Genomic DNA, 21,819 nt, shown 5'->3' on the forward strand with positions numbered 1-21,819 from the left:
ACAAAAACTCCGGGGGGAGGTGGGCTGCTACTCCTGGCCTTTTCCTACTTTCGGCCGGAGAGCTGCAGGACCTGCTTGAAGAGTCCCGAGTGGTCCAGGCCGCCGTCGCCCTGGTTGACCGTGGCGGCGACGAGCTGGGCGACGACGGCGCCGAGCGGGATGGAGACGCTGGCTTCGCGGGCGGCGGAGGTGACGATGCCGAGGTCCTTGTGGTGCAGGGCGAGGCGGAAGCCGGGGTCGAAGTTGCGGTCGAGCATCTTCTGGCCCTTCTGGTCGAGGACCTTGGAACCGGCCAGGCCGCCGCCGAGGACCTTGAGGGCGGCGTCGGTGTCCACGCCGTAGGCCTCGAGGAAGACCACTGCCTCTGACAGGACTTCTATGTTGACGGCGACGATCAGCTGGTTTGCCGCCTTGACGGTCTGGCCGGAGCCGGAGGGGCCGACGTGGACGATGGTCTTGCCGACGGCGTTCAGGATTTCCTGGGCTGCCTCGAAGTCCGCCGCCTCGCCGCCGACCATGATCGAAAGGACGGCGTCGATAGCGCCCTGTTCGCCGCCGGAGACCGGGGCGTCAAGGGGACGGATGCCGGCGGCCTTGGCGTCGTCGGCCAGGCGCTTGGCGACATCGGGACGGATACTGGACGCATCGATCCAGAGGGTGCTCTTCTTCGCATTGGCGAAGACACCGTCGGGACCGCTGACGACGCCCTCGACGTCGGGGGAGTCCGGCACCATGGTGATGACGACGTCGGCATCCTTGACTGCGTCGGCGATGCTCGTGGCGCCCTGGCCGCCTTCGGAGACGAGCTTGTCGATCTTGTCCTGGCTGCGGTTGAAGCCGGTGACGGTGTGCCCGGCCTTGACGAGGTTGATGGCCATGGGCAGGCCCATAATTCCGAGTCCGATGACTGCAACGTTGCTCATGATGGTTCCTTTACTGAAGTCTTTGGTAGTGCGGCGGTGGGCCCACGCCCGCAGGGGTCCCCGGCCGAGCTTGCGAGGTTGGGGAGCGGGTGGGGACTAGCGGGAGGCGTGTTCCCGGATGGCCCAGCTGAAGGCCGTTTCTGCGGGTTCCTTGTATTCGAGGCCGATGTACCCGTCGTAGCCGAGTTCGCGGCTGCGGGCGATCCATTCGCCGAGGGGAAGCTCTCCGGTTCCGGGAGCCCCGCGGCCGGGGTTGTCGGCGATCTGGATGTGGCCGAAGTCCTTGGCGTGGTTCTCGATGACGGATTCGACGTCGTCTCCGTTGACGGCCAGGTGGTAGAAGTCCGCGAGCAGCTTGATGTTCTTGGCGCCGGACTCCGCCTTGACGCGGGCGATCACCTTGAGTGCGTCTTCGGCCGTGAGGAGCGGGTACTTGGGGGCGCCGCTGACCGGTTCGAGGAGGACCGTTCCGCCGATCCGGGCGACGCCGGCGGCCGCGGCGGCCAGGTTTTCAGCGCCGATGGCATCCTGCTTCTCAGCCGATTCGCCGTCGACCCGGTTTCCGTAGAGGGCGTTGAAGGCCTTGCAGCCGAGGCGCTCGCCGATGCCGGCCACCACGTCGATGTTGTCCTGGAATTCAGTGGAGCGGGCGGGCCAGGAGACCAGGCCGCGGTCGCCGCCGGGCATGTTGCCGGCGTTGAAGTTCAGGCCCGTGAGCTGGACACCGGCGTTCTTGACGGCGTTCTCGAACTCAGTGGTCTCGGTGTCGGAAGGGACGGAGTTCTCGAACGGCCACCAGAATTCGACGGCGTCGAAGCCGGCAGCCTTGGCCGCCGCGGGGCGTTCCAGGAGCGGCAGTTCCGTCAGCAGGATGGAGCAGTTCACTGTGTACGTCATCGTAGGTCCTTCCGGGGAGGGCTTTGATCTATCTTCCCTGCTTCCTCGGCATCTTTACCGTTTCCGCTTTGTGGAATTTAGATTCTGCTTTATGAAAAGTGTAGGTAAAGGGTGGCGCGGGAGTCAAGGGGGAGGGGCCGAAGTGCAGGTCGCGGGCAGGCGGACCGTGCATATTTGCACCCCTTTCACGAACCTTGGCCTCGCATGCCCTTGGTTTTCCGGCGCGTCCTTAAGCCGCAGCTGGCTAAAGTGGTGCAGATTTGGCTGGATCAGCCCAGGATCCCGTGCAGGGCGGGCGTCGGCGGGGGCGGGATACGGAAATCGCACTGTTAGAGAACGCCCCTGGCTCGTAAAATGAACGTGGGGCCGACGGCCGAGCCCCGGAGAGCCGTTATCAGCCCGGGGCGCCTTCCCAAAACGCCGCCGGCCCTTATGAATCCCGCTCAATGCGGCCAAGAATCCCTTTGTCAGTCCGGTTAATGAACCACCGGTGAAGCGTGCCAAGATTCCGATCCGGTCACGCTGCTGCCGCAGCCCTTCCCGCCCCCGATATCTGCGTGTGACGATTGCGGGCATGAGCGAAGAGATGATGGCGGCGACACCCACCGGCGGTGGCGCCACCCGAAGTCGAACGGCCGGAATATTCCATCCCGAAGGCTCCGAGGCTACGCGGAAGTTGCGCGAGCAGGCTCGGCGCCGGCGGGAAGCAGAGGCGAAACTGCAGCTGCACCTCATGCAAACCCAAAACAAGACCTCTGGATCACCCGACCCGGCACTCTAGGGGCCAACAACGCAAGAACTGAAGCAGCGGTCATTCAGGCGCAGCGAAGCACCTGGATGACCGCTGTTGTGTCTGATTGCTGTTGCAGCGACGGAGCCCGTTCCAGCAACCGGTTAGGAGTCAGGAGGAAAGCAGCTCGCCGGCCCTGCGCAGATGCCAGTCCATGCTGGCGGCCCAGTCCGGCGACCGGTCGTAGAAGGGCTCCACGCAGTCCGTGAACAGGTGGAAGGCCGCCCACGCATTCACGGCGGCATGCGTGAAGCGCCCACCGGCTGATGCGTACCCTTCAGACAGGGAAGCGGTGGCCGATCCGCCGGCGCAACCGTCAGGGGACGCGCCGGGGCCGCGGTTCCCTGCTTCCTCCGCTGCAGCAAAGGACCCCAGGTCGGCCTCAGGGTCTCCGGTCCGCGCTTGGTCAAAATCGAGGATCCGCACCTCGGACGCCTTCACGAGCACCTGTTCCGGGGAGAAATTGCCGTGAACCAGCACCTCCCGGGACTTCCGCTCCGCGAGTAGCCGCCTCAGCGCCTTCTCGAGCCGGCGTGCCGGTTTCTCCAGCTCCGGGTGCAGCCAGGCGACCATGGAGCGTGTTTCGGCGAGGCGACCGGCCGGATCAAAAAGCGGAGGGTGCGAGCTTCCGGAACCCGAATAAACGGGAATGCCGTGGACGCGTGCCAGGGCATGGCCGGCCCGCTCCGCCCCACTGCCCTCCTCCAGGCCCGGCCAGTCGCCTCCGCCCCATGCAGCAGAGGCCGTGATTCCATGGCGGCCGCACTCGTCGTCTCCCAATTGGGGCAGGATGGGCACGCCGTTCACCTGCAGGAGTTCGTGGAATTCCTGCCGCGCGGCGTCGTGCGGTTTGGCGGCAGTTTTGACCACAAGCGGCGCCCCGCCGTTCTGCAGGAGAAGGACCAGGCAGCGCCCCGGCTTGTAGCGCAGCACCGCGGTGGAGCCGCCGAGCAGGCCCGCCCCGGCCGGACGGTGCAGGCCTAGCCGCTCAAGGCCATGCTCCCGGAGCCAGGTGAGGTTCTCCTGTAGACCCCAGTCGTCCTCCACTCCGCCCACGGCCACGAGCGTCTCCGGCGACTTGGGGTTCGGATGCAGGATGCGGACGTCCCCGCCGCGCAGCCTGGAGGCCTCCTCGCGCCTGAGGAGTTTGCCGGCCGATGCCTTGGTCATGGCCCAGCCGTAGTCAAAGCTTCCGTTGCGCGTCCGGCGGAAGGCCACCAGCAACGAGGTGCGCGGTTTGTACCGGATCCGCGTGACGTGGACGGGCTCGCCAAGCAGATCGGACAGGCGTTGGTTGTCCAGCAGGTAGGGCAGGCCCGGCAGTGCGGCGTCACGGCTGGCAAGGGACCGGTCGGCGTGCTTGGGCCGGGACGCTGCTGTCATGGGCTTCACGCCTTCCGAGAGGACTGATGGTTGCCAGCGCTCAACGGAAGACCGTCAAGTGAGAACCATTAAGGAGTCCGGGGAGACGGAAAGCAAGAGGACGACGGCGGGAAGTTCCGCCGTCGTCCTCTAGGATTGGGTGCCGCTAGTGCTGACCCAGCGTTCCGCCCGTGGGCGGAAGGGTGCCGGGGCCGCGGTCGGCAGCCTCGTCACGGTCAGCCTCGCTCAGCGTGTCGCTGGCCGCGGTTTCGTCCGAGTCGCCCTCGTCGTCGATCAGGCCGTTGGTCTGGTCGAAGGGGTGGGCGATGGCGTCGTCCGACAGAGCCGAACCGCCGGCAACTGCCCCGGTGGTGCCGGCCGCGCCGGTGGCACCAAGGGTGCCGGTGGTTCCGACAGTGCCGGTGGTGTCCGTCGTGTCCGTGTAGGTCGCGTCCGTGTAAGTCGTGTCTGTATAGGTGGGGGTGACAGCCGGCGTTGCGGTGTCTGCCGCGACCGGCACGGTGGTGTCCGTGTCGGAGCCGCTGCGGCCCGCAGCCATGGCGGCCCCGGCGGCAGCAGCTGCGGCCACCCCGACTCCTGCGGCCAGCTTGCCGGAGACGCCGGCCTTGCCGCTGTCTCCGCGCGACGCCGCCGCTTGTTCTACGCCGGGCGTGCCCACCGCGGCACCTTCGTTGACGGAACCGCGCCACGCGCCGCTGGCGTACCCTGCGTCCTCGATGAATTCTTTGAACTTCTGCAGGTCGGACTCGGCCTGGCGCTCCACGATATTGAGCTTGTCGCCCACCTTCTCCACGATGCCCTCGGGCTCGTAGTCGATGAAGAGCTTGACGGACGTCTGCCCGCCGCCCACATCTTCAAACTCAACCGATCCGGCGTTGGTGGCGCCCTCCGTGGCGGCCCAGGCAACCTTGCGGTCGGGGACCTGCTCCAGGACTTTGGCTTCCCACTTCCGCTTGACGCCGGCGATCTCGGCGACCCATTCCAGGCGGTCGTCGCTGAGCTGCGTCACACTCTTCACTCCGCCCATGAAGTGCGGAAAGTCTTCGAACTGCGTCCACTGGTTGTAGGCCGTGCTTACCGGTACGTTGACCAGAATTCGTTTTTCTACCCTCGTGCTCACAGTGTCTCCTTCGTCGACGTTTGAACAGGCAATGGCGAACTAAAACTCAGTTCGTCAGCATGCTTACCATATCGGGTTGTGCCGTCGAATGGCCAGAGCAAAAACCGCAATCATGGCCGGAGAGCTGAGGGAAGGGAAGTGAATGGAGCCCCCGCGCGAGTCTGAGGCTCAAAGCGCGGGGGCTCCCTGGCGCTCCGCATCTGGGGGAAACCGGAGAGCTCGAATTCAATGTACAGCGGGGCGGAAGCGAAGTAGGACTCCGGCGTGACTTCTTGATTAAACCTTGAGCCTGGCGGCGCTGAGGGAGGCTTCTTCCGCTGCGGCGATGGCCCGTTTCAGCCCCGCGAGGACCTCGTACTCCGGCGCGCCGGCATCGAGAACCGTGAAGCCCGCGAACCTGGGAAGGGAGTAGTACGCATCCCGCAGCGCAGTGAGGTCGGCCAAAGACTCCTCGTCCGTTCCGCGGGCCACGATTCGGTCATGGGCCTGCTGAGGGTCGATGTCGAGGTAGATCATGAGGTCCGGAGCCGGCAGCTTTCGAAGGAGCCAGGGGAGCAGGCGCCCGCGCGGCAGACCCCGGGCTTCCCGCAGCGCCAACTGGCAGTCGAGGTGACGGTCCATCACGGTCAGACCATGGAAGCTGCGGGCGCGGACGTGGGAGATCAGGACGTTGGCAACCCGGAGGGTGGTTTCTACGGCGTCGGCCAGCCGTGCCGGAAGGTGCACGCCGAACCGGGCGGCGAGCAGCGACATCCGGCGCCGGCCGGCGTAATTGCTCAGTAGCAGCGCATTCTTGCCCTCTGCGAGGACCGACGTAACCAGCGCCTTGGCGGCGGTGCTCTTGCCGGAGCCGTCGATGCCTGCCAGCACAATCAGCACGTTGTCCTCCTTCCGTTTCCATTTGCTCTTCCCGCGGGCATCCGGGGATCGTCGGTTTGTGGCGGTGCCATTCGAGCCTACGCGGCCCCGCTGGAGAAAAGCTGGAAATGCGAAAAGGAGGACGACGGCGGCACTTGGGTGCCGCCGTCGTCCCCGGTCAATCCCGCTGGGGACGCGACCTAGCCGCGGCGCGTGTAGCTGCCTTCGGTCTCGTCCAAGGGCGCGGTATGGAGCGTCACGTAACGGCCGCGGACTTTTTCGCCGTTGCCGGAGAGTCCGCCGGGCAGCGAGACATAGGTTCCCTCGGTGCGGGGCGCGTCGTGCCGGTTGCCGGGCACTGTGACGTAGCTGCCGCCGCGCGGTGCCTTGGTCGTGAATGATGTGGTGGCCTCGCGGATGGCGGGGCGTTCGGTCTGCAGGGTCATGGTGTTCTCCTGATGGTTGTTCGCGGGTGGGTGCGGCCGTGCCCGTTTGAGTGCTTGGCGGTTGCCGGCATCTTCCGCTTTACGGCTGCTGGCGGTGGTGAACTGCTGAGATTCCGGTCGTGCGGCATCCCGGTGAGTAAAGGGAGCATGGCTGCTGCCCGGACCGGGGCTGTGACGGTGGGGGCGGTTTTTCGGAAGCGCGTCCACGTCAGAGAGGGACAAAGGGCTTCGATGGCCTGCCATCAATTCTAGCGATTATTTTGAGTGGATCAAAATAAGGTGTGAGACCTCACGTCGGAGGCCGGCAGTCCCTTGATCTGGCGCTAGGCTGGCACCACGAACACAGCGGCGGGCCGCCTCTCGTGTGAAACCCGCCCCGAGCCGACGGAGCTGTTGGAGACCCATGACCCGGAAGATAACCGTGAGCTTGCCGGACGCAGCGTTGCGTGAATACCTGAAGCCGCACGATGACGTCACGGTGCTTGAGTGGGACTTCGCGGGCGAGCCGCCACAGCCGAAACTCGATATCGTGGTTCCGCCCTACATGAGCGGGCCGAAAGTGCTGCGGAAGCTCGATGCCGTCGAAACCGCCCTGGTGCAGAGCCAGTCGATTGGGTACGACGGTGTGGCGGAGTCACTGCCCGCGGGCAGGGTGTTCGCGAATGCGGCGGGCGTGCATGAAACCTCCACAGCCGAACTCGTCCTGGCCATGATGCTGGCGAGCCAGCGGGAGTTCCCGCGCCTCATGCGCAACCAGCAGGAAGGCTTCTGGGAAACGAAGCCTACGGCCAGCCTCGCGGACCGCCGGGTCCTGATTGTGGGCTACGGAGGTGTGGGCAAGGCGATCGAGCAGCGGCTCATCCCGTTCGAAACCAGCGTCGCGAGGGTGGCTAGCCGGGCCCGTTCGGACGCCAGCGGCGCCATCCACGGCATTGACGAGCTGCCCGCGCTGCTGCCGGAGCATGACATCGTGGTGGTGGGCGTTCCGCTCAGCGACGCCACGCGGCACCTCATCGACGACGCTTTCCTTTCGGCCATGCCCGACGGCGCGCTGCTGGTCAATGTGGCCCGCGGGCCGGTGGCGGACACGGAAGCCCTGGTCCGGCACACGGCCTCGGGCAGGATCCGCGCCGCTTTGGACGTGACGGACCCGGAGCCGCTGCCCCGGGACCACCCGCTGTGGTCGGCGCCCGGCGTCATCATTACCCCGCACGTGGGCGGGGCGAGCTCGGCAATGCGCCCGCGGATGGGCCGGCTGCTGCAGCGGCAGATCGATCTCATGCTGGCGGGGGAGCCGCCGGCGAATGTGGTGCTGGGCAGCTGACCTGGGTGGCTGACTTGCCCTCGCAGAGCGGCGGGCTTAGAACGAAACCCGGCCGCGGATGACGGTGCGGGAGGCTCCGCCTACCCAGATAATGTCGCCTTCGCGGGCGATGTTGAGCTGCCCGCCGCGGCCCAGCACCGTTCCTTGCCTGACCGTGTAGCTGCCGTCCACCTGGCCTTGGGCGAACAGCCACTGGGCCAGCCCCGCGTTGACGCTGCCCGTTACCGGATCCTCGGGGACGTCGACGCCGGGAGCGAAGGCGCGCACTTCGAAATCAGCGGGCCCGTCCCCTCCGAAGGGCCCGATCACGCCGACCAGGAGGTCGCCCATGGCGGCGAAGTCCGGTTTGAGGGCCAGCACCTCCTGGGCCGAGGCCATTCGGATGCCAAGCCAGCCGGGGCCGTTGTCCACCCAGTTGCTGCCCAGAACCTGTTCGGGGCCGATGCCCAGGCCCGAGAGGGCCTGGTCCAGCACTGCCTGTTCCACCGGTCCTGACCTGCGCAGGGGCGGCGCCGCGAAGGCGAGGTCCGGCCCGTGCTGCCTGATGCTGACCAGGCCGGCGCCGCATTCCTGGACCAGTTGCCCCTCGTTGTGCGGCCTGCCGGCGTTCTCGAGCCAGGCGTGGGCCGACCCGAGCGTGGGATGGCCCGCGAACGGCAGTTCGGCGCGAGGCGTGAAGATCCGAAGCCTGTAGTCAGCGCCAGGATCGGTGGGTTTGAGCAGGAACGTGGTCTCGGAGAGGTTGGTCCAGTTAGCGAAGCTTTGCATCTGCTCGGTGGACAGGGCGTCCGCGTCGTGCACGACGGCGACCGGGTTGCCAGGCTTGGGGCCCGGGGCAAAGACGTCCACCTGGGTGAAAGGAAGTTCGCTGTCGACGGCGGCCATGGTGGCCTTTCTCTCGAATTTTTCTTGGCTTTAGTCCTGCAGCAGGTCTGCAGGCTCGCGGGGTAAGGCCAGGCGGTCCACCACCTCGACGCCGGGCAGCTTGAGGAGTTCGGCCGGCGCCAGGACGATCTTGCTCGAACGGTTCCCGCCGCCCATGACCACCCTGTTGGCATCCATCACGGCCCGGTCCACGTAAATCGGGAGGCCCCCAATGCCTGCCGCGGTGACCCCGCCCACCAGCATGCCGGTCAGTGCGGCGGTGGTCTCGGCGTCGGCGAAGGAGGCGCGCTTGACGTCCAGCAGGTTGCGGACGGTGCGGTTCACATCGAGGCGGGTGGTGCCGAGAACGACGCAGACCGCGTACTTGGGCGGCTCCACCTTCTTGGAGGAGACGAGGATGGTGTTGGCGGCTTCCTCGAGCGTGAAGCCATAGTGCTCGCAGAACGCCGCGGTGTCAGCCAGGTCAGGAGAGCATTCGAGTACTTCGTAGCGGACGTTGTGGAGCTTCAGGGCGTCAGCCACGTCGTTCAACAGGATCGTGTCGGGCACGGGCATTCCTCTCGTCAGTTCCAAAGTACAACGGGGATGCCGGCTGTGGCTGTCACAGCGGGCAGATGCAAAGGGTGCACTCTCAGCTTTGCCTTCCGCCGAGCCATTGAAAGGCCTCTTGGGCAATGTGGGCCGGTACGGTGTGCAGGCCCTTAAACTCCCGGTAGCAGACATCGAAACCTTCCGCTCTCAAGGCGGGCACCAGTCGCCGGCTCGTCCGATTGATCGGCAGTACAGCATCTGCGTCGCCGTGCGAAACGTAAATGCCAGGCTCACCAACCCGCGGCCCGGATGGAACAAATCCGGGAGAGAAGGCGATGATTTTGGAGAACAGGTCTCCGTTGGCCAGGCCGAGGCCCAAGGCGTACGAGGCCCCATCGGAAAAGCCCCCGACTTCAATACGCCGAGGATCCACGGAGACCAGCTCGAATATCCGCTCCAAGGCGCGGTTGATCACATCAACGTCCGGCCCATATCCTCCCCGGACGCCGTCCCATGTAGACCCGCGGGAGGACGGAGCGGCCAAAATGTGCTTGTGGGTGTCCGCGAGAGGCAGCAGTAAGGATGACGCTCCTGTGGCTTCGCCGCCGGCACCGTGAAGAAACAGGAGGAGTGGAGCCTGCTGTCCCGGCTGAAGGCCCTCGGGAACATAGAGCAACGAGTCGCGTGCCCGCTCCACACCCAATGCCAGCAGCCTGCCTGGATCCGGAAACTGCCCGGATGTTAGGTTGCCAGGCCGGGCGCTCAGAGCTGAGCGTTCCACGACGATCCCCATGAGCAGTCCATGATTCCTCCAGCAGGTCGGCGAAGAGTTAGCTGAAGCCGAATACGGGCGGGAAGACAGCGACAACGATGATTGCCCACGCGCCGTAGACCGGCAGGTACCGGGTTTGCCAGCGCTCCATCACGTTGAACGGCCGCCGGCCGCGAAGGAATTCGATGGTGAGCCACGCCGCCCGGGCCAAATGCACCAGCAGTAGAAGGTTCAGGCCCAGCGCGGCGATCTTGTTGGGGCTGTAGCCGAATTCGGCGATACGGGTCAGCATCGCGGCCAGCATCACGGCGTTCACTGCAAGGGCGGCAATGACGAGGACCAACTGCAGGGCATCGAAGAGCCCGGGAGGTGCGAGCGGGTCACGAGCGGAAATGGAGTAGAGCAGCAGGCACAGGACAAGCACGAGGATTGCGTCCATGAGGATCAGCAGGTTGCGGTCCACGTCGGCAAAGCCACCCGCGGTAGTGAGCCCGGCCAGGAGGACCAGCAGCATAGCCACTGTCAGGGGCGTGAATACGCGGGTGAGGACGGGTGCGATGTTTTCCACGACATGCTGCTTGGCTTCGACGAGCCATGTGGCGACCACCAGCGCTCCAGGTACCGCGAAGGGTAGGATCCAGCCTTCCAGCACTGGCTCGAAATCGGTGCCGACGAGTTGGAGGGTCGCGAGTGTGAGTGCGATCAGGACCGCACCACCCAGCGCCAGCAGCGTGTAGTAGATCGCGAGCTCGCCGGAAAATCTGACGAAATCCATGCGCCGCTTGTCTGACCGCCACCGCCCGCCGACGTACGCTACTCCGGCCAGCAGCCACAGGACCACTGGGGCGTGAAGTGCGGCGAGCATCCCGGTGGAACCGCCTGAGGCGAACGGGTAGAGATTAAGCGCGGCTGCAAGAACGACGAATGGGACCAGGAGTGTCGCCGCCACGGGCCCGGTGATGCGGCGCTTCCACACGAAGTATGCAGCCAGGAACGGGAAGGCGAGCAGGCCCAGGTTGCGCACCAATGCGCCGGTGTCGTCGATCCACGCCAAGCCAGCCTTGACTGCTACACCCGCACCCACGGCGAGTGCCAGGACAACGGCCAGCTCCCGCCACGGCGGCGTGCTGGCGTCCGCTGAAGCCTCGGGCACCAGGACGAGCTGCTTCCACAGCCGCTCGGAGTGTTCGCGGGCAAACTCCTGCGAGACGGCGTCGAGGTTGCCCATGCGCTTGATGGCGACGAGGAAGGCTTCCTCGTCGTCCAGACCGGTCGCCTGCCGGTCGGCGATGTGCTCTCGCAGATGGTCCTCCAGCTCATCCACGTCGGCTGGGGAGATCGCCTGGCTCCGCTGGACGTATCCGCGCCACCGGTCAATCTGGGCCTCCAGCTCAGGGTGCGACTCCATCACGCCCACCCCTCGGCCGCGGCTGGGGGCCGCTGGGCGGTGTGCCACACCTGCCGCAGCGCCTCTGCCACGACAGTCCACTGCTTCTGCCGTTCAGCGAGAGCGTCTCGGCCAGTTGGCGTGATTGCGTAATGCTTCCGCCTGCGCCCGGCATCGGACGTACCCCACGAGGACGATACGTAGCCCAGCCGCTCGAGGCGGTGCAGCAGCGGGTAGAGCATCCCGTCGGTCCACTGCATCCCGCCGCCCGACAGCTCACTCACGCGCTTGAGTATGGCGTAGCCGTACAGGTCGCCGTCCAAGAGGATGCCCAGCACAAGCGGGGTGGCCGAGGCGGCGACCAGGTCTTTATCAATCCGCACAGCGTCTCCCATACCTAGATCTAAAGGGTATAGAAGCATAGTAGCTCTAGGTATGGGAAAAGTCTTCGTCGGGATGCGGCAGATGGCAAAAAAGAACGTTGCGGTCACTCGGGACTGATGGTTCGCTGGAGGCATGACGGATCACGAACCTTCTGGAACCAGTGACCTTCCCGCTGACGAGCACTTGCGGGACGATGTGGCACCCGATTCCGGAGAGGCAGACACAGCTTCCCCCGACAGCCACTTCACACCGGGCCAGACGAACGCCGGCCAGCAAGTGGCGGGACTTGCCTCCGCCACCGGATACGGAGAGAACGAGGACCCGGAGGCGCAGCCCGACGGGAACAACCCGATCTGAACCTGCCTTCTACAGAGCCCGGAGCAGGTGCGCGAGTTCCTTGGGATGTGTGGCCGGCCACCAGTGCCCGCCGTCTGCGCGGACCACGTTCAGGTCGGCCACCCATAGTTCCAGCCCGTCAGTCAGGCGCGGTGACAGGAAGGGATCCTTCAGCGGGACCACCACGTTCACAGGGACGCTGACCTGTGCCGGGGAAGGCCGGCGAACCCGAGGGAAAAGGTTCTGGCGGTACAGGGCCAGCCCGCGGACGGGGTCGTCATTGACCCGGCGTCCGGCTGACCGTTCGTAGAGGCGTGTGAGGACGAGGCGCCATATCGTCTCCGGCAGCACCGGTACCTGAAACCCGGCGACGTAGCTGCTGCGGAGGAGCTGCCCTGCCAACTGTGGCCAGCGCCGGGGGTTGCGGGCGCGAGAGCGCAGCCAGCTGATGAAGTGCCCGAGATCCGGGCCGGAGATGCTGGTGTACCGGGCAATAAGACCTGCAGCGCGGGGATCCTGTACGGCAGCCCAGCCCTGGATCGATCCCCAGTCGTGGCCCACGAGGTGAACGTCCGACACGTCCATGAATGCCAGGACCGCGAACACGTCGTCGACCAGGGCATCCAGCGTGAAATTCCCGGGGGCTTCCGTCACGGAGGACACCCCGGCATTCCGTGTGTCGTAGGCAATCACATGATGGGTGGCGGCAAGTTCCGTGATGAGCGGAAGATATAGCCGGTGATCATCCGGGTAGCCATGCACAAGAAGCAGTGTGGCCACACCCGGCGCGGGGCGGAGGCCGTACTCAAAAACGGCGAGTTCCGCTCCTTCCGTGCGGACGGTGCGGCGCCGTTCGTTCAAGGCAGGCACGCACGCCGCCTGCGACTCACCGGAAGGGTGCTCAAAAGAGACTCAAAAGGCACCGGCATCACCGCATGAGGGCGTGCTTCTGCCGCGAATTGATGCTAAAGCGTTGGCCGCAGTTTGAGCAGGTTATTTGGTAGGACCTGCCGGTGGTGAAGACGGGGATAAAGAACAGGGTGAACCGGGTGGCGCGTTCTTCAAGGTGGTGCTGGCCGAAGACCCCGCAGTGTTGGCAGGTTGCCGGCTGTGAAGGTAACGCCCTGAGCTTGGTGCTGAATCCGAACAGGAAGAACATGAGCTGCCTTTCAGCTTCGTCTTGTTGGTGGTGGTGCACGGATCAAGTTCCCGCGTTTGCACATGCCCGCCCTGCCGAAGGTAGGGCGGGCGGCCGGGGTGCCGACGCGCTTAACTGTGTCTGTCGCCGGCGGCTGCCCCCTGGGGAACGGCCGCCGGCGACAGGGCAGCGGTCAGGCGGAAGCGGACGGCCTCCGGCGGGGTGTGGTGTCCCGGGACAGGAGCACCGCCAGGGCGATCATGCCGAGCCCGAGCAGGAGGTGCAGCCAGTTGTCGGCGCTGTTAAGCGGAACAAAGTTTGCGGGGGTGTCGTGGCCGACGAGCAGCCCGTACAGCCACAGCACCAGGTAAATGATGCCGCCGTAGAGGAGGAAATTCTTGGCCTGCCCGTGCGTGCGGGCCATCAGGATGCCCGCGGCCCCGAACAGCAGGTGGACGATGTTGTGCAGCACGGATACCTGAAAGATGCCGAGCAGGAGGGCGCCGGATCCGTGTCCCGCGAAGCCCAGGGAATCGTAGTTGCTTGTGATTCCGGGGATGAATCCCAGGATGCCGACCAGCAGGAACACTGCTCCCACGGCCTGGGTTGCTTGCTGGAGTTTGGTTTTAGCTCCGGTTGTGCGGTTGGCAGTCACCATGGTTGTGGGTTCCTTTGTTGTTGCGGGATGGTTTGTGCGCTTGCGGTGAGGAGCCGCGGCGTTGGCCAGTCATCCCGGCCGCTGCTGCTCCCCGCGCCGTCCCGCCGACCGGACGGGGCGGCGCGGGAGAGCTTCCAGGGGCTCACGTGTTTTGGACGTGGTCCTTGGCGTCGGTGGCGCTGGTTTTGACGTCGGTGACGGCGGTTTGGCCTTCGTCTTTGACGTGGGCGGCGGCGTCGGTGGCGGTGGCCTTGACGTTTTCCATGGCTTCCTGGGCTTGGTCTTTCAGGTCCTGGCCCATGTCCTTGGCTGCCTCGGTGAGCTGGCTGGTGACCGGTTCCGCGGCGCTCTTGAGGGCTTCGGCTGCTTCGCGTTCCTTCTGGCTTGGCGGGATCAGGGAGGAGACGAGCAGTCCGGCGCCGAAGGCGATCAGGCCCGCGGCCAGGGGGTTGCCCTGGGTTTTCGCGGCGGCCTTGTGCGGGGCGTCAGCGACGGCGGATCCGACGTTCTGGACGGTGGAGCTGACCGTGGAGCTGACGTTGGAGCCGGCGTCCTGGAGGGTGGAGGTGACGTTGGTGCGGGCGTCGTGCAGGGCCGATCCTGCGTTGCCGGTGGCGGAATGGAGGCTGCCGGAGGTGCTGTGGGTGGCGTGGTCGGCTGCTCCCATGACTTTCTCCTTCATTCCGGTCACGGCGTTCCTGACCTTGTCCTTGGCCTTGCCGGTCTGGCGGTGGACGATGTTTGAGGGGGTGACTTTGTCCGCGACGGCGTCCACGTTGGTGCCCAGCCGGGCGCGGGTGGCTTCGATGTCGGCGCGGATGGCGTCCGGGTTCTCGTTGCTCATTTAGTGGCCTCCGTTGGGTTTGAGGGTGGGTGGGATTTCCTGGACGGTTTCGACGGTCTGGGGCATGCCCTTGATCTTCTTGAGTTCCTTCTTGCCGATGGAGGCGAGGACCGCGGCGATGATGCCCCAGATCAGGGCGACGACGACGGCGGACCAGCCCAGGCCCATCAGCTCGCCCAGGGCGTACCAGAGGGCGATGGAGAGGAACAGGAGCACGAAGTGCCCCGCCACGCCGGCGCCGGCGAACATGCCGCCGCCCTTACCGGCCTTCGTGGCGGACTGTTTCGCTTCGGCCTTGGCAAGCTCCAGTTCCTGGCGCATCAGGGTGGACAGGTCCCGGGTGACATCGCCGAGCAGGTCACCCAGGGAGTTTGAGTCCGCCTTCGCGTGCGCGGCGGTGGGAGGCGATTCCGGAACCTGGCTGCTCACAGGGGACGACCTCCGCCCTCGGTATAGGGGTCATTGGAGTCGCGCAGCGGCACGCCTGCCGAGCCGGGGGCCTCAAAGCCGGGGCGTGCGGGCTCGCCATACACTGTCTCCGCGTAGGTGGTCGGAGTTGCCTGGGGCGCGTCATACAGCGGCGCAGCCGGAGCTGCCGTGAGGCTGCTTTCCATGACCGGCGGCTGGGCGGGGTACGGAGGCACGCTGCCCGGGGCAGGTCCCGTTTCCGGGGCTCCGGCCTGGAGGCTGCGGCCGAGGCGTCCGGCGAGCAAGCCTGCGCCGGCTGCGAGGAGCAGGAAGGTGCCGGGGCGCTGGCGGGCGAAGGATTTGACCTCGTTCAGCAGCGAGCCCGGGTCCCGGTTATCCAGCCAGGAAGCGACGGAGTCGGAGCGTTCGGCGGCCTGGCGGATGAGGTCGGAGGCAACGCCCTGCTGCTCCGGGGCGTCGGCCATGTCGCGCAGCTGCGAGGAAATGGTGCGGATGCCCTCCGCGGCCTTCTGCTGCTGGGCCCCTGCCTGGTCGGTCAGGCCGGACTTCGCCTGGCTGAGCAGGTCCTTGGTGTTCGCCTTGACTTCGGACGCCACATTCGCGGCCTCGGCCTTAGCGGTGCCTGCCACGTTCTGGGCCGCACCCTTCGCCTCACCAGCGATGTTGGAAGCTTCTTCCTTCGCGGCTTCCTTCTTGGTGGAGGCGCCGCCCTGCTCGGCGAATGTCCCGGTTGTCCCGGCCGTTCCTCCGGTGCCTGTTGTTCCTGCGGTGCCGTAAGGGTCTGCGGGGTACGGGTCAGCGGCCTGCTGCCATTGGTTTTCGGTCATCATTGCTCTCTTTCCTGTGACGGGTAGCTGCTCTTGATGAACCAGCACGGGACAATAGTAAGCATGTTTAGTAATAGATAGTAAGCAGGCTTGCTAACTTGTTGCGCGAGGTTTCTTCGCCCCTACGGGGGAGCCGGACCGGCGGGCGCGGCCAAAGTCCCGGAAAAAGATCACACCCATCCATCGGGATACCGGCAACGAATGGCTTAGGAGACACACGTTCCCGATGTCCCGCACGCGGCACGGGTGCGTTGCTGCTGTAGCCACACGGCGGCACCAAAAAAGCGCGCAGCGAAAGGCCCGACCAATGGCACATACCCAGTACGACCAGTTCCTCCAGGACGCCACCACGTGCGAACCCGGATCCGAGTTCACGCTCAAGCCCGACGCCCTTTACGGTCTTTATACGAGCTGGTGCCACATCACCCTGCACGAGCCGCGGCCGGAGAGAGCCTTCTGGTCGGCGATGCGGAGGCGGATCGATCCCGGAGCCAACGGACTGCGGATGAAGGGGGCGGCGGCTGCGGATTACATCCTCAGCAGCTACCCCGCACTGGTCTGAACCCAAAAACAGCCCAGACTTACCGCGTCCACTTCACCTCCGCGGCGCCGTTTCACGCGTCCCGATATGGGCTGCATTGGCACCCCGCCGTCTCTGTACCATGAGCTTCATGGCATCCCGTATCAGCGAACTGGTCCTCAGCTGCGCCGACCCTGAACGGCTCGCGCGGTTCTGGAGCGAGGTTCTCGGCTATGTAGAGCTCAACCGGGAGGAGGGTGCGATTGAGATCGGCCCGCCCGATGCCGGGCTCGGCGGCCTGCAGCCCACCATCATCCTGAGCCCCAGCAGCGACCCCCGGGTCGGAAAGCTCCCCCTGCACATCGACATCAACCCCGTCGACCGGGACCAGGACGCCGAGCTGGAACGGTTGCTCGCGCTCGGCGCCCGTCCCGCCGACGTCGGGCAGACCGGCGACGAGCAATGGCACGTCCTTGCCGACCCTGAGGGCAACGAGTTCTGCCTCCTGCGCAAGCGGCTTGAGCCCAGCTAGCCCTGCAACTCAGCCCTGCCGGAGGAACAGGTTCGCGGCCGGCCGCCACATCAGTACTGCACCGGCAATCGTCAGGGCGAGCCCGGCCAGGATGAGGCCGGACAGGTCCAGGGGCGCTCCGAGGACGGAAAGTGCGGCCAGGACGGTCAGCACCGTGCGGGCCCACCCTGCTCCCCGCAGCAGTTCGAGTGCGGCCCACACCTGCAGGGCTGCCCACGGCACGGCCGTCACCACCAGGTACGGCACGGACCACTTCGGCGTGGACTGGCCATAGTCGAATCCGGCCACCTCCAGAATGACCGGCAGGATGCCAGTGACAGCGCTGGCGAGCCAGAACGCCGTCGATGTCCGCAGCACCAGCGGCATGTCCAGCACCGCCGGCGTGTTTCCGGGCGCGCCGGATCCCAAGCTCTGTTCCCCCAATGAAGTCCCCAATCTTCAACGTGCTGTGTCACCGCTACATAGGCGGCTGGTCACAGCTTACAAGCGCCGTCTGGAAGGCGTTCTGAAAGTCCCAAGGCTCCGGACGTACACTGACCTTCACATCACTCTTCGTAGCGTGGAGACCGGATGCTCTGGAAGCTGCTTGTCCAGTACCTGCGGCCGCAACGGCGGCTGCTGGCCGCCGTCGTCGTTTTCCAGCTGGCGCAGTCCGTTGCCTCCCTCTATCTCCCCACCCTGAACGCGGACGTCATCGACCAGGGCGTGGCCACGGGCGACACCGCGTACATCCTGCGCGTGGGCGGCCTGATGATGGTCATCACCCTGCTGCAGGTAGCCTGCGCTGTCACCGCCGTATATTTCGGTGCGAAGGCGGCGATGGGCATGGGGCGGGACCTGCGGGAAGCCGTGTTCACCCGCGTGGGGGAGTTCTCCGAGCAGGAGGTCACGCGGTTCGGCGCGCCAAGCCTGATCACGCGCTCCACGAACGATGTCCAGCAGGTCCAGCAGCTGGTGCTGATGTCGGCGACGCTGATGGTGGCCGCGCCCATGCTCAGCATCGGCGGCGTGGTGATGGCGGTGCGGCAGGATGCCCAGCTGTCCTGGCTGATCGCGGTGAGCGTGCCGGTGCTGCTGGCCGGGATAGCCATGATCATCCGGCGGATGGTGCCGCTGTTCCGGCAGATGCAGGTGCGCGTCGACGCCGTGAACCGGGTGCTCCGCGAGCAGCTTACCGGCATGCGGGTGGTGCGGGCGTTCGTGCGCGAGGAGCTGGAAACCGCCCGCTTCGCGCTGGCGAACGCCGATGTCACGGAGACGGCCCTCCGCGCCGGCCGGCTGATGGCGCTCGCCTTTCCCGTGGTGATGCTGGTGCTCAACGTCTCCAGCGTTGCCGTGATCTGGTTCGGCGCGTTCCGGATCGAGGCCGGCTCCATGCAGGTGGGCACGCTCATCGCGTTCCTTACCTACCTGCTGCAGATCCTGATGGCGGTCATGATGGCCACGTTCATGGCCATCATGATCCCGCGCGCGGCGGTGTCGGCGGACAGGATCGGGGAGGTGCTGGAGACTGAACCATCGGTGCGCCCGCCGGTAACGCCCGTGCGTTTTGCGGCTGATGCTTCCCGGGGCGCCGCACGCGGCGGGCTGGAAATGCGCGACGTCGGATTCGCCTACCCGGGTGCCGAGCGGCCCGTCCTGAGCGGCATCAGCTTCACCGCGCCGGCGGGGCAGACGACGGCGGTCATCGGCAGCACCGGGTCCGGTAAAACCACGCTAGTGAACCTCATGCCGCGGCTCTTCGACGCGACCGAGGGGTCGGTGCTCATGGGCGGCGTGGACGTGCGCGAGCTGCACCCGGACCTGCTGTGGGGCCACTTCGGGCTGGTGCCGCAGCGGCCGTACCTGTTCTCCGGAACGGTGCGCAGCAACCTGCTCTACGGCAAGCCCGATGCCACCGAGGACGAGCTGTGGCGAGCCCTGGCCACCGCGCAGGCGCAGGACTTCGTGCGGGAGATGGAGGGCGGGCTTGACGCGCCCATTTCCCAGGGCGGCACCAACGTTTCCGGCGGGCAGCGGCAGCGGCTGGCGATCGCCCGGGCGCTGGTGAAACAGCCGGAGCTGTACATCTTTGACGACTCCTTCTCCTCCCTGGACACCGCCACGGACGCCTGCCTCCGGCACGCCCTGAAGCAGGACACCTCGGGCGCCACACTGGTGGTTATCGCCCAGCGGGTCTCCAGCATCATGGACGCGGACCAGATCCTGGTGCTCGACGGCGGCCGCATCGTGGGGCGCGGAACGCACAGTGAGTTGCTGAAGAGTTCCGAGACGTACCAGGAGATCGTGTCCTCGCAGCTGGCTGCGGAGGAGGCGGTATGAGCACCCGCGGCCCGGGCCGGAGTGGGGGCGCCGGAGCCCGCGCTGGAGCCGGTGTCTCCGCAGCTGGCGGTGCCCCCGGAACCCGGCAGGCCGACGTCGTACGCATTCCCCGCCCGGCAGCAGGACCGGGGCGCGGTGGACCGTTCGCGGGGATGAACGTCCCGGCGGAAAAGGCGATGAACTTCTGGCCGTCCGCGCGCCGGCTGCTGGGGGAGCTGCGGCCGGAGCGGGCGTGGCTGTGGCTGGTTCTCGCGCTGGCGGCGGCGGGTGTGGCGTTCTCGGTGATCGGGCCGTGGCTGCTGGGGCAGGGGACTAACCTGATCTTCGCCGGCGTCGTGTCACGGGACCTGCCGGCCGGGGCGAGCAAGGATGACGTGATCGCCGGGCTGCGGGCATCGGGGCAGGAGCAGCGGGCGGACATGCTGGGGCCGATGACGCTGACGCCCGGGGCGGGGATCGACTTCGCGGCGCTGGCGTCGGTGCTGACATGGGCGCTGGCGCTGTACGTGCTGGCGTCGGCGTTCGGCTGGGTCCAGGCGTACGTGCTCAACGGCGTGGTGCAGCGGACCGTGTACCGGCTGCGGGAACGGATCGAGGCGAAGATCCACCGGCTGCCGCTGCGGTACTTCGACTCCATCCAGCGCGGGGAGCTGCTCAGCCGGGTGACGAACGACGTCGACAACATTTCGCAGAGCCTGCAGCAGACCATCAGCCAGGCCGTGACGTCGCTGCTGACGGTGCTGGGCGTGCTGGTGATGATGTTCGTGCTCTCGCCCGTCCTGGCGCTGATCGCACTGGTGACAGTTCCGCTGACCCTGGTGATCACTGCCCGGATTGCCAAGCGCTCGCAGAAGTTGTTCGTGGCGCAGTGGCGGAACACGGGGGAGCTGAACGGGCAGATCGAGGAGACGTACACAGGGCACGCCCTGGTGAAGGTGTTCGGCCGGCAACGGGAGGTGGAGGAGCGGTTCCGGCAGAAGAACGCGGAGCTGTTCGAGGCGAGCTTCGGGGCGCAGTTCGTGAGCGGGCTGATCATGCCCTCGCTGTGGTTCATCGGGAACCTGGTGTACGTGGGCATCGCAGTGGTGGGCGGGCTGCAGGTCACCTCCGGGGCGATGCAGTTGGGGGACGTGCAGGCGTTCATTCAGTACTCGCGGCAGTTCACGCAGCCGCTGGCCCAGCTGGGGTCGATGGCCAACCTGCTGCAGTCCGGCGTCGCATCGGCCGAGCGGGTGTTCGAGCTGCTGGACGAGGAGGAGCAGAGTCCGGATCCTGCCGGTGGTGTCGCTCCCGACGGCGGGCGGGGCCGGCTCGTGTTTGAGAACGTCTCGTTCTCCTACTCTCCGGACAAGCCGCTGATTACGGACCTCAGCCTGGTGGCCGAGCCCGGGCAGACGGTGGCGATTGTCGGACCGACCGGGGCCGGCAAAACGACCCTGGTGAACCTGATGATGCGGTTCTATGAGCTGGATGCCGGGCGGATAACGCTCGACGGCGTGGACGTCACCTCGCTGACGCGGCACGAGCTGCGCTCGCGGATGGGCATGGTGCTGCAGGATACGTGGCTGTTTGGCGGAACAGTGCGGGACAACATCGCCTACGGACGGCCCACGGCATCCGAGGCCGACATCGTGGAGGCGGCCCAGGCGACATACGTTGACCGGTTTGTGCGGTCCCTGCCGGAAGGCTACGACACCGTACTCGAGGACGAAGGCTCCAACGTCTCTGCCGGAGAGAAGCAGCTGCTGACGATTGCCCGGGCGTTCCTGTCCCGGCCGTCCGTGCTGATCCTGGACGAGGCCACGAGTTCGGTGGACACCCGGACCGAGGTGCTGGTGCAGCAGGCGATGAGCGCGCTGCGGTCCGACCGGACGAGCTTCGTGATCGCGCACCGCCTCTCCACGATCCGCGACGCCGACCTCATCCTCGTGATGGAGGCCGGGCAAATCGTGGAGCAGGGAACGCACGCTTCGTTACTGGCAGACGGCGGAGCGTACTCAGCTTTGTACGCGGCGCAGTTCGCGGCCCCGGCGGCGGAGGTTTAGGGGCGACGGCGGGAAGGCCGCCGTCGCCCGTTTCATGTGAGGCTACTTTTCGCCGGCGGGTTGGAACAACTCAACGACGTTGCCGGATGGATCTTCCAGCAGGATCTGCTGGCCGCCCGGACCGGTGATGATCTCGTTTCGGAACGTGAGGCCCTCGGCGCGCAGTTTATCCACGTCGGCCGCGATGTCACTCACGATGAGGTGGATCCGGTTCCACCCTCCCGGCGAGGGGACCGTGCCATCCGGCATCGGCCGGCCTGCCGAGCTGGTCGGCCCGCTCAGCAGAAGCCGTAGCTGGCCGCGTGTCACGTCGGCGAACGCCGGTGCGGCGCTCATCCTGAGGGCGAACCCGAGGTGCTTTGTGTAAAAGGCGATCGCCGCTTCGACGTCGTCAACCATGTACCGGACGCTGACCAAGTCCCTAAGGTCGTTGGACATTTCTGGTTCCTCTCCAGACCCCCGTGGGAG

The 21,819-nt window shown here is 66.3% G+C and carries 25 protein-coding genes; 6 read left to right on the forward strand and 19 right to left on the reverse strand.

Going from position 1 to position 21,819, the window contains the following annotated elements:
- Positions 1 to 44: 44 nt before the first annotated feature.
- The 6 genes from ACIP9X_RS16485 to ACIP9X_RS16510 form a co-directional block, all read right to left on the reverse strand.
- Positions 45 to 923, reverse strand: coding sequence for a 2-hydroxy-3-oxopropionate reductase (locus ACIP9X_RS16485; RefSeq protein WP_400480834.1), 879 nt, complete (start codon positions 921 to 923; stop codon positions 45 to 47).
- A gap of 96 nt (positions 924 to 1,019) precedes the next feature.
- On the reverse strand, positions 1,020 to 1,820 hold the full coding sequence (locus ACIP9X_RS16490; protein ID WP_400480835.1) for a hydroxypyruvate isomerase family protein: 801 nt from the start codon (positions 1,818 to 1,820) through the stop codon (positions 1,020 to 1,022).
- Positions 1,821 to 2,721: 901 nt separating this feature from the next.
- Complete coding sequence (locus ACIP9X_RS16495; RefSeq protein WP_400480836.1) at positions 2,722 to 3,993, reverse strand: aminoglycoside phosphotransferase family protein; 1,272 nt, start codon at positions 3,991 to 3,993, stop codon at positions 2,722 to 2,724.
- A 145-nt stretch (positions 3,994 to 4,138) separates the two neighbouring features.
- The gene (locus ACIP9X_RS16500; RefSeq protein ID WP_400480837.1) at positions 4,139 to 5,113 is read right to left on the reverse strand and encodes an SRPBCC family protein; all 975 of its coding nucleotides are present in this window, start codon (positions 5,111 to 5,113) and stop codon (positions 4,139 to 4,141) included.
- 276 nt (positions 5,114 to 5,389) lie between these two features.
- Positions 5,390 to 5,992, reverse strand: coding sequence for a thymidylate kinase (locus ACIP9X_RS16505; RefSeq protein WP_400480838.1), 603 nt, complete (start codon positions 5,990 to 5,992; stop codon positions 5,390 to 5,392).
- 179 nt (positions 5,993 to 6,171) lie between these two features.
- Positions 6,172 to 6,417 (reverse strand): hypothetical protein, encoded by a 246-nt coding sequence (locus ACIP9X_RS16510; RefSeq protein WP_400480839.1) that lies wholly within the window; start codon positions 6,415 to 6,417, stop codon positions 6,172 to 6,174.
- Positions 6,418 to 6,820: 403 nt separating this feature from the next.
- Here ACIP9X_RS16510 and ACIP9X_RS16515 point away from each other — a divergent pair, with 403 nt between their 5' ends.
- Positions 6,821 to 7,741: a 2-hydroxyacid dehydrogenase gene (locus ACIP9X_RS16515; protein ID WP_400480840.1), complete on the forward strand. Its 921-nt coding sequence runs from the start codon at positions 6,821 to 6,823 to the stop codon at positions 7,739 to 7,741.
- Positions 7,742 to 7,777: 36 nt separating this feature from the next.
- Here ACIP9X_RS16515 and ACIP9X_RS16520 read toward each other — a convergent pair whose 3' ends face one another.
- From ACIP9X_RS16520 to ACIP9X_RS16540, 5 genes are all read right to left on the reverse strand, one after another.
- A complete protein-coding gene (locus tag ACIP9X_RS16520; RefSeq protein WP_400480841.1) occupies positions 7,778 to 8,626 on the reverse strand; it encodes a PhzF family phenazine biosynthesis protein in 849 nt (282 codons plus the stop codon).
- A gap of 30 nt (positions 8,627 to 8,656) precedes the next feature.
- Entirely contained in the window at positions 8,657 to 9,175 is a 519-nt protein-coding gene (locus ACIP9X_RS16525; RefSeq protein ID WP_400480842.1) for a YbaK/EbsC family protein, read from the reverse strand.
- An 82-nt stretch (positions 9,176 to 9,257) separates the two neighbouring features.
- Positions 9,258 to 9,632 (reverse strand): alpha/beta hydrolase, encoded by a 375-nt coding sequence (locus ACIP9X_RS16530; protein WP_400480843.1) that lies wholly within the window; start codon positions 9,630 to 9,632, stop codon positions 9,258 to 9,260.
- A 355-nt stretch (positions 9,633 to 9,987) separates the two neighbouring features.
- Positions 9,988 to 11,337 (reverse strand): permease prefix domain 1-containing protein, encoded by a 1,350-nt coding sequence (locus ACIP9X_RS16535; RefSeq protein ID WP_400480844.1) that lies wholly within the window; start codon positions 11,335 to 11,337, stop codon positions 9,988 to 9,990.
- The gene (locus tag ACIP9X_RS16540; RefSeq protein WP_400480845.1) at positions 11,337 to 11,699 is read right to left on the reverse strand and encodes a PadR family transcriptional regulator; all 363 of its coding nucleotides are present in this window, start codon (positions 11,697 to 11,699) and stop codon (positions 11,337 to 11,339) included. The genes ACIP9X_RS16535 and ACIP9X_RS16540 overlap by 1 nt, the downstream gene beginning before the upstream one ends.
- A 133-nt stretch (positions 11,700 to 11,832) precedes the next feature.
- Here ACIP9X_RS16540 and ACIP9X_RS16545 point away from each other — a divergent pair, with 133 nt between their 5' ends.
- Complete coding sequence (locus tag ACIP9X_RS16545; protein ID WP_400480846.1) at positions 11,833 to 12,057, forward strand: hypothetical protein; 225 nt, start codon at positions 11,833 to 11,835, stop codon at positions 12,055 to 12,057.
- Between the two features lie 9 nt (positions 12,058 to 12,066).
- On the opposite strand, the gene ACIP9X_RS16550 is transcribed toward ACIP9X_RS16545, so the two are convergent.
- The 6 genes from ACIP9X_RS16550 to ACIP9X_RS16575 all read right to left on the reverse strand — a co-directional run bounded on the left by ACIP9X_RS16550 (position 12,067) and on the right by ACIP9X_RS16575 (position 15,935).
- On the reverse strand, positions 12,067 to 12,906 hold the full coding sequence (locus ACIP9X_RS16550; protein WP_400480847.1) for an alpha/beta fold hydrolase: 840 nt from the start codon (positions 12,904 to 12,906) through the stop codon (positions 12,067 to 12,069).
- Positions 12,907 to 12,964: 58 nt separating this feature from the next.
- The gene (locus ACIP9X_RS16555) at positions 12,965 to 13,195 is read right to left on the reverse strand and encodes a zinc-ribbon domain-containing protein (RefSeq protein ID WP_400480848.1); all 231 of its coding nucleotides are present in this window, start codon (positions 13,193 to 13,195) and stop codon (positions 12,965 to 12,967) included.
- Between the two features lie 172 nt (positions 13,196 to 13,367).
- Positions 13,368 to 13,832 (reverse strand): DUF4383 domain-containing protein, encoded by a 465-nt coding sequence (locus ACIP9X_RS16560; protein ID WP_400480849.1) that lies wholly within the window; start codon positions 13,830 to 13,832, stop codon positions 13,368 to 13,370.
- 142 nt (positions 13,833 to 13,974) lie between these two features.
- Complete coding sequence (locus ACIP9X_RS16565; protein ID WP_400478324.1) at positions 13,975 to 14,676, reverse strand: DUF3618 domain-containing protein; 702 nt, start codon at positions 14,674 to 14,676, stop codon at positions 13,975 to 13,977.
- The gene (locus tag ACIP9X_RS16570) at positions 14,677 to 15,105 is read right to left on the reverse strand and encodes a phage holin family protein (RefSeq protein WP_400480850.1); all 429 of its coding nucleotides are present in this window, start codon (positions 15,103 to 15,105) and stop codon (positions 14,677 to 14,679) included. It lies immediately after the preceding gene.
- Positions 15,102 to 15,935 (reverse strand): hypothetical protein, encoded by an 834-nt coding sequence (locus tag ACIP9X_RS16575; protein WP_400480851.1) that lies wholly within the window; start codon positions 15,933 to 15,935, stop codon positions 15,102 to 15,104. The genes ACIP9X_RS16570 and ACIP9X_RS16575 overlap by 4 nt, the downstream gene beginning before the upstream one ends.
- A gap of 304 nt (positions 15,936 to 16,239) precedes the next feature.
- On the opposite strand from ACIP9X_RS16575, the gene ACIP9X_RS16580 reads away from it, so the two are divergent.
- Positions 16,240 to 16,494, forward strand: coding sequence for a hypothetical protein (locus tag ACIP9X_RS16580; RefSeq protein WP_400480852.1), 255 nt, complete (start codon positions 16,240 to 16,242; stop codon positions 16,492 to 16,494).
- 109 nt (positions 16,495 to 16,603) lie between these two features.
- Positions 16,604 to 16,984: a VOC family protein gene (locus ACIP9X_RS16585; protein WP_400480853.1), complete on the forward strand. Its 381-nt coding sequence runs from the start codon at positions 16,604 to 16,606 to the stop codon at positions 16,982 to 16,984.
- Positions 16,985 to 16,993: 9 nt separating this feature from the next.
- On the opposite strand, the gene ACIP9X_RS16590 is transcribed toward ACIP9X_RS16585, so the two are convergent.
- Positions 16,994 to 17,407, reverse strand: a complete 414-nt coding sequence (locus ACIP9X_RS16590; protein ID WP_400480854.1) for a hypothetical protein — start codon at positions 17,405 to 17,407, stop codon at positions 16,994 to 16,996.
- Between the two features lie 147 nt (positions 17,408 to 17,554).
- On the opposite strand from ACIP9X_RS16590, the gene ACIP9X_RS16595 reads away from it, so the two are divergent.
- On the forward strand, positions 17,555 to 19,306 hold the full coding sequence (locus ACIP9X_RS16595; RefSeq protein ID WP_400480855.1) for an ABC transporter ATP-binding protein: 1,752 nt from the start codon (positions 17,555 to 17,557) through the stop codon (positions 19,304 to 19,306).
- Positions 19,303 to 21,351 (forward strand): ABC transporter ATP-binding protein, encoded by a 2,049-nt coding sequence (locus ACIP9X_RS16600; RefSeq protein ID WP_400480856.1) that lies wholly within the window; start codon positions 19,303 to 19,305, stop codon positions 21,349 to 21,351. The genes ACIP9X_RS16595 and ACIP9X_RS16600 overlap by 4 nt, the downstream gene beginning before the upstream one ends.
- A gap of 42 nt (positions 21,352 to 21,393) precedes the next feature.
- Here the strand turns inward: ACIP9X_RS16600 and ACIP9X_RS16605 are convergent, their stop codons facing one another.
- Entirely contained in the window at positions 21,394 to 21,789 is a 396-nt protein-coding gene (locus tag ACIP9X_RS16605; RefSeq protein ID WP_400480857.1) for a VOC family protein, read from the reverse strand.
- Between the last annotated feature and the right edge of the window lie 30 nt (positions 21,790 to 21,819).

This window comes from Arthrobacter sp. NPDC093125 (assembly GCF_044754225.1).
GTDB lineage: Bacteria > Actinomycetota > Actinomycetes > Actinomycetales > Micrococcaceae > Arthrobacter.